The 1,152-nt window shown below is 47.9% G+C and carries 1 protein-coding gene; it reads right to left on the reverse strand.

The features are described 5' to 3' along the window. Positions 1-133: 133 nt before the first annotated feature. A complete protein-coding gene (locus E5342_RS18995; protein ID WP_120471065.1) occupies positions 134-1,099 on the reverse strand; it encodes a transposase in 966 nt (321 codons plus the stop codon). Between the last annotated feature and the right edge of the window lie 53 nt (positions 1,100-1,152).

Consider the following 1,152-nt stretch of genomic DNA (forward strand, 5'->3'; position numbering starts at 1 on the left):
ATATGAACTATAATATAAAAACAGAATACGGTTAACGATAATTAGCATACTCATGCAAGTTATCGTGCATGGAAGGCTCGTCGGGGCTGACTGCTCAGCCCCTTGCCGCATGGCGTTCCCTCCGCAGGAGCTATTATGTTTTTTCGGATTTGAATCCATCGACATAGGGTTTCCCTTGCGTGACGACAGCAAAGGCTTGCCTTACAAGCTTGTTGGCGACCGCAATGACCGCCACCTTGCCGGGCTTGCCGTTGGACCTGAGACGGTCAAAACATGCCTTGCACTCGGTATTGCACCTGAGAGACGAGAACGCCGCCACATAAAGCTGGCTTCTCAAGGCTGAATCTCCGTTTCGGTTGATGTGACCTTTGACATTGACTGACGTACCGGATTGTTGGTAAGTAGGTGACAAGCCCAAGTATCGGGTGAGTTGTTTGGCATTATCAAAGTAAGTGAATCCGCCGGTGGCTACGATAAGTGCTGCTGCCAGCGTAATGCCGATGCCTTTGATAGAGGTGAGCAAGTCCATCTGTTTCTTGTATTCACCTTGTGCCAATGAAGCGAGTTCCTCTTCCATCCCTTTGATCTGCTTTTCAAGAAATACAATCGTCTTTTCGATGGTTTTCTTGCATTTGGGGTCAAAGAACGGAAGGACTTCCATCGAGCCTTTGAGGTTGCGTGTGGCTACAAGTTGTTTCTTAAGCTGGCGCAGCACCGTCCGTTTCTGCTTGAGAATGAGAATTGGTTCGCTTCGAAGTTTGTAAGGCGCAGGCTGCATCTTTTCCCCATAAAGGGCTATCAGGCGCGCATCAATCTCATCCGTTTTTATGACGGTGAGCATGACACGGGCGAAGTTCTTTATCTTCAGCGGATTTTCAAGGCTGACGGTAATGCCTGCCTCTGAAAGCAGATAAACAAGCAATGCGCTGTAATTGCCCGTTGCTTCCAGCACGCAATGATGTGTTGCCGGAGAAATGGTCTGGATAAACTCGTGAACTCCCTTTACGGTGTTCTTGAATGTTCTCGTCCTGCTTGTCTTGGCTGACGAATAAGCGACAACGAAAGTCGCCTTGCTGACATCGATTCCAACGTAAGTCATGGTCTGAATGATTTATTAAAACAACATCTGTACATCGTGAGCCATCATTGTGA

The sequence above is a fragment of the Parabacteroides distasonis genome (assembly GCF_004793765.1).
Taxonomy (GTDB): domain Bacteria; phylum Bacteroidota; class Bacteroidia; order Bacteroidales; family Tannerellaceae; genus Parabacteroides; species Parabacteroides distasonis_A.

Excerpts from the sequence above, each read along its gene's own strand:
- E5342_RS18995 (WP_120471065.1), bottom strand. The coding sequence starts at position 1,099 with ATGACTTACGTTGGAATCGATGTCAGCAAGGCGACTTTCGTTGTCGCT.